At 25.2% G+C, this 4,587-nt stretch carries 5 protein-coding genes; 1 reads left to right on the top strand and 4 read right to left on the bottom strand.

What is annotated here, in order from left to right; all coding sequences use genetic code 11:
• Positions 1-329 precede the first annotated feature (329 nt).
• The gene (locus tag Q0762_RS13770; RefSeq protein ID WP_298767693.1) at positions 330-605 is read right to left on the bottom strand and encodes a hypothetical protein; all 276 of its coding nucleotides are present in this window, start codon (positions 603-605) and stop codon (positions 330-332) included.
• 24 nt (positions 606-629) lie between these two features.
• On the opposite strand from Q0762_RS13770, the gene Q0762_RS13775 reads away from it, so the two are divergent.
• Entirely contained in the window at positions 630-824 is a 195-nt protein-coding gene (locus Q0762_RS13775; RefSeq protein ID WP_298767695.1) for a hypothetical protein, read from the top strand.
• 1,053 nt (positions 825-1,877) lie between these two features.
• Here Q0762_RS13775 and Q0762_RS13780 read toward each other — a convergent pair.
• The 3 genes from Q0762_RS13780 to Q0762_RS13790 all read right to left on the bottom strand — a co-directional run bounded on the left by Q0762_RS13780 (position 1,878) and on the right by Q0762_RS13790 (position 4,195).
• Entirely contained in the window at positions 1,878-2,486 is a 609-nt protein-coding gene (locus tag Q0762_RS13780) for a hypothetical protein (protein WP_298767698.1), read from the bottom strand.
• Between the two features lie 201 nt (positions 2,487-2,687).
• On the bottom strand, positions 2,688-2,990 hold the full coding sequence (locus Q0762_RS13785) for a hypothetical protein (protein ID WP_298767700.1): 303 nt from the start codon (positions 2,988-2,990) through the stop codon (positions 2,688-2,690).
• A gap of 2 nt (positions 2,991-2,992) precedes the next feature.
• The gene (locus Q0762_RS13790; RefSeq protein WP_298767702.1) at positions 2,993-4,195 is read right to left on the bottom strand and encodes a tetratricopeptide repeat-containing serine protease family protein; all 1,203 of its coding nucleotides are present in this window, start codon (positions 4,193-4,195) and stop codon (positions 2,993-2,995) included.
• Positions 4,196-4,587 lie beyond the last annotated feature (392 nt).

Genomic DNA, 4,587 nt, shown 5'->3' on the forward strand with positions numbered 1-4,587 from the left:
TCAAAATTTTAAATAACTTTAATTCGTTTTTTTCCTCAGGTTTTGAGTAAGCGAGCCATTTTAGGTAACGTTGTTGTGTATTATTAGTTGCGAATTTAAAATAATTTCAATTCGGGATTGGTAAAATGCAAGCATAGAAACCATTAGTTAAGGTGTTGCAAAGTGTAGCAATTAATTATACACGGTGTTGTAAAACGTTTTAGTTCCATATTGTTATGTTAAATTCCGTTGACGAAGATAAAATAAATGTAAGTTATAGTAAAGGTTTTGTGTATGTCGAAGAAGGTGAGAAAATTCAGTCTTTTTCCTACAAAATATTAAGACAGTTTTTAAAGAAAACATTTCCTAAACAATACTAAAGCCTTTTCTTTAATTTCTTTAGGTAAATCTATTTCTTCTGAAAAATCCATTACAGTTTTTCCGTTAAAATTTGAAAACCCTATATAGGGAGTTAATTCATTTTTATCAAATTCTTTGTTTTTAAAAAACTCTTTATGTTCTTTTTCAATAATTTCTATTCCCTTAAAAAAAATGTCTCTGTTTTCAATTGAGCCATACAAATTTTCTTCAATCGTTTTAAAAATTTTCTTTCCGTTTTCATTCATATTTTATTAATTTAATTATACATTATGCCAAATTCCGATTCTATAACTCAATTCATAAACGCCTTTCCAGATTTTGATATTAAAGGAGCTATTTCAGATATTAATAAACTCAATAAGGATTTTCAAAATATTCAAAACAAATACAAATTTGTAGATGACTTTTTTCTTACTAAAGATGATAAAGAAAATATTGTTGTAGCAATTAACATAAACCACTAAATTATTCTATTTCCTTGTTTTCTATTAACTTTTCGTAATATTCCGAATTCCAATCTAAAGTAACAACTGAATATTGAGGTCTTATTATTCCAAGTATTTTGTAATCCCATTCTTTATTACGCAATAATTGATACTCATTTTTCTTATTTACTATTTTATTTAAGTCAATTGTTATGTTTATTTAAATACTCTACAGGAAGTATCTCAAACTTCCAAATAGGCAGTCCTTTTTCAGATTTTATTTCTCCCTCATAATTTTTCAATATTTCTAAATACCTTTCAGCTTTTTTTAATTCCATTTTTATTTCCTTTCTTCAATTCCAATTCTGCTTTCTATAAAGGGCGATTCCAAATGTTTTACAACGTTGTTGTATAAACTTTTGTTGCGTTGATTAAGCGTAAAGTTAATAAATTTTACCGAATTAAAAGTGTGCGAGAATTTTCCAAAATAAACCATAAATAGCAATAAAATTTATACGGTGTTGCCAAATGTAGCGTTTTTCACAATTATGTTTATTTTTCTTTTTCTTATGTTTTTTTTATTTTTCACGTGTCAGTAAAAATTCCGCAATTTTGGAATACTTTTTCTGTTTTAATTTACTAAAATTCAAAATCTTATAATTTTCTCAAACAAGCCAAACTACGTAATTTTTAAATTCCATTTCTCTGTTTTAAATTCTAAAATATTCAACATTTCCTGATTTTCCAGACAATCTTAATTCCGCAAACTTTCTAATTTAACATTTTAGTAAATATTCCGCAATTTTGATTTCAGCGTTTGAGTATTTTTTTACTTTTATTAAATTCCACAATTTTTAAAAAATTGCTATAAGTAAGAGAGTGTTCCATAATTTTAAAATTTCGTTTTTTCTCTCTTTATTCCTTTTTTCCGTCTGAGTGAGCGAGCTATATTTGGCAACGTTGTTGTATAAAGTTTGTTGCGTTGATTTAGCGTAAAGTTAATAAATATTTACTGAATTAAAAGTGTGCGAGAATTTTCCAAAATAAACGATAAATAGCAATAAAATTTATACGGTGTTAGGTGTAGGCTTTTTATTGAAATATTTTAATTTTATATTTCTCTAAAATTTTCAAAGATTCATTAAACGCAATTAAACCTTGATTATAATTTTCAAAATTTGCCTTATGTCCTTTGACCATATTCAAAAAAGTTCTACCAATTTGTATTTTTTCAATTTCAGATTTCGATATTCCTTTATAATTCATAAACTTTTCAATTACATCATTTAGGACAATTCGACCATTATATTCAAATGTGTTATTGTAAAACATTCTAAGAACCATTTCAAAATTCGCTAAATTTTCAAAATCCTTATCTGATAAATCTTTGTCTGTTATTTCTCCATATTCTAAATAGCATTCTTTATAAAATTCCAATAATGATTTACTGGCTAATAATAAAAAGAGAAAGTCAACATTTTTTTGTGCAAGTTGTTTTTCGGTTGGAATTATTCCTTCTCCAATTTTATTTACTATTATATCTTGAGGAATACCAACTTTCAGTAATTCGATGAAACAAACATAATCTCCGTGTTTAATCGCGTTAAATTTGTTTTTAAATTTATTGATTTTAATTCCTGACTTAATTATTTTTAGCATATATCCTACAACCTTATCGTAAATCAGTTTTTCAGTTTTCATTTTTTCTTTTTTTGATTACGAAATTTTGAATTTAGACGGATTTTCACAGCTTACACCTAACGTGTTTGTATAAGCTTTGTTGCGTTGTTTAAGTAGTGAAGTTATTAAATAAAACACAAACCAAGAAAAACCACGAGGTTTTTCGCAAGTAAGCAAAAAGCCAGCAATAAAGTTTATACGGTGTTGTGTGTAGTTTTTGTATTAATAAACGAATAACCAATTATCTCTATAATATTCTTTCATATGTTCTTGAACTATTGAATCCATTTTTTCTTTGTCATCACACAATTTGCGAATATGTACGCCAGAAAAATATTCATAAGGTTTTTCTTTAGATTTTCCCATTTTAAATTCAGTCAATTTTATACAGGATTGATAAATTCTATTTTTATTTGATAATACCATTATGTTGTGGGTTTTTTTGTCAATTCTTCTACTTTTTATAAGAAAAAACAAACCAATTGTAATTAAAATAAGTAAAATTAAAGTTTTATATTTTTTCATATTTATTTACAGAATTTATTTATAAAATTAATTGCATTTGGATTACCCAATTTTTTAGCTTTTTCAAAATCTGAACAAGCAGAGTTCTTATTATTTGAAAAATAATTTATACCACCTCTAGTAATATAAAACAATGCGTTATTTGGTTCAATATTAATTGCTTTACTGCAATCTAATAATGCATTATTAAAGTCATTTAAACTTGCTTTTGTCATTCCTCTGCTTGAATATGCATTCGCAAAAAAAGGATTAATATCAATAGCGTTGTTAAAATTCGTTAAAGCAATATTATGCTTTTTTAATATTGAATTTGCTAAACCCAAATTATAATAAGCATTAGCAAATTTTGGGTCTAATTCAATTGATTTTTTAAAATCAGATATTGCACTTTCTATTTGCCCTAATTTCAGTTTTACTAAACCTCTGTTATGATATGAAAGTGGAAGATTTGAGTTAATCTTAATTGACTTATTTATTTCAGAAATTGCTTCATTAAAATTAGAAAAATTGTGAGCAATAGTTCCTTTATTAAGATAATGATAAGCACCGTAAGGCAAATTTAATTCCTTTGTTTTGTTGTTTTTATTCTTTATGATTTCTTTTAAAAATTTTAAATGTATTACATAACCACCAGAAGAATTTACTTTATTTGACTTTATAAAACCTCCTGCAAATAAAATTCCAATAACTTTTCCTTTTTCATTTATTACTGCACTTCCACTATTTCCAGGAAAGGTAGAAATTGTTGTTTTAATAATGCCAGAATTGTTAAATAAACTAATATATTCTACTTTGCCTTCTAAAATGATTTTTGATGAATTTTTAGAATTTTCAAACGTATAAACTTTGTCTCCAATTTTTGGTGTGGACTCTGCCATTTCAAAAGCTATACCATCTAAAGTTGGTACTGACAATATTGCTAAATCATTCTGATTATCTATGGCTAAATACCCGCTTATTTTATGTTTTTTATTAGTTCCATTAATTACTACGTAACCATTTGTTAGTCCCTCAATTACGTGTAAATTAGTAATGACTTTACCTTTTTCAAGAATATATCCACTTCCATATTTTTTTGCGTTATTTGACTGAAATATAGTTATATTAGATTTTAAATGTTTATTTAGATTTTCCTTTAATGACTGGCTTATTAATGAAAAAGGAATAGCTAATATTATTATAAAAAATATTTTTATTTTGACCATTTTTAGTTTAAAAATTTATTTGATAATAATGATATTGAGATTAAAACTAATGCCATAATCCAAGATTGAAAGTATAAGGTTTTTAAGGGTATTTTATCTTTTCTATTTGTAATACTACTAATTATTTTCATAACCATAAGACTAATTAAAGTAAGTCCCATAATTATAACAAAATATGCTAAAATTTTAGTTGAGATTTCTAAAAAGTCCCAATATAAAAATTCAGACTTTATTAACGGAATGATAAAACTTAGTATTAAACTCACTAGGATTGTAATTGTCACTTTTTTCATAGTTTCTTTTTTTAATTACACACAACGTTGTTGTATAAACTTTTGTTGCGTTGATTAAGTGTAAAGTTAATAAATATTTACCAAATTAAAAGTGTGCGA

It is taken from the genome of uncultured Polaribacter sp., from assembly GCF_947495205.1.
Taxonomy (GTDB): domain Bacteria; phylum Bacteroidota; class Bacteroidia; order Flavobacteriales; family Flavobacteriaceae; genus Polaribacter.

Coding starts and splice junctions, on each gene's coding strand:
- Q0762_RS13790 (WP_298767702.1), bottom strand. CDS start 4,195: ATGGTCAAAATAAAAATATTTTTTATAATAATATTAGCTATTCCTTTT.
- Q0762_RS13785 (WP_298767700.1), bottom strand. CDS start 2,990: ATGAAAAAATATAAAACTTTAATTTTACTTATTTTAATTACAATTGGT.
- Q0762_RS13770 (WP_298767693.1), bottom strand. CDS start 605: ATGAATGAAAACGGAAAGAAAATTTTTAAAACGATTGAAGAAAATTTG.
- Q0762_RS13775 (WP_298767695.1), top strand. CDS start 630: ATGCCAAATTCCGATTCTATAACTCAATTCATAAACGCCTTTCCAGAT.
- Q0762_RS13780 (WP_298767698.1), bottom strand. CDS start 2,486: ATGAAAACTGAAAAACTGATTTACGATAAGGTTGTAGGATATATGCTA.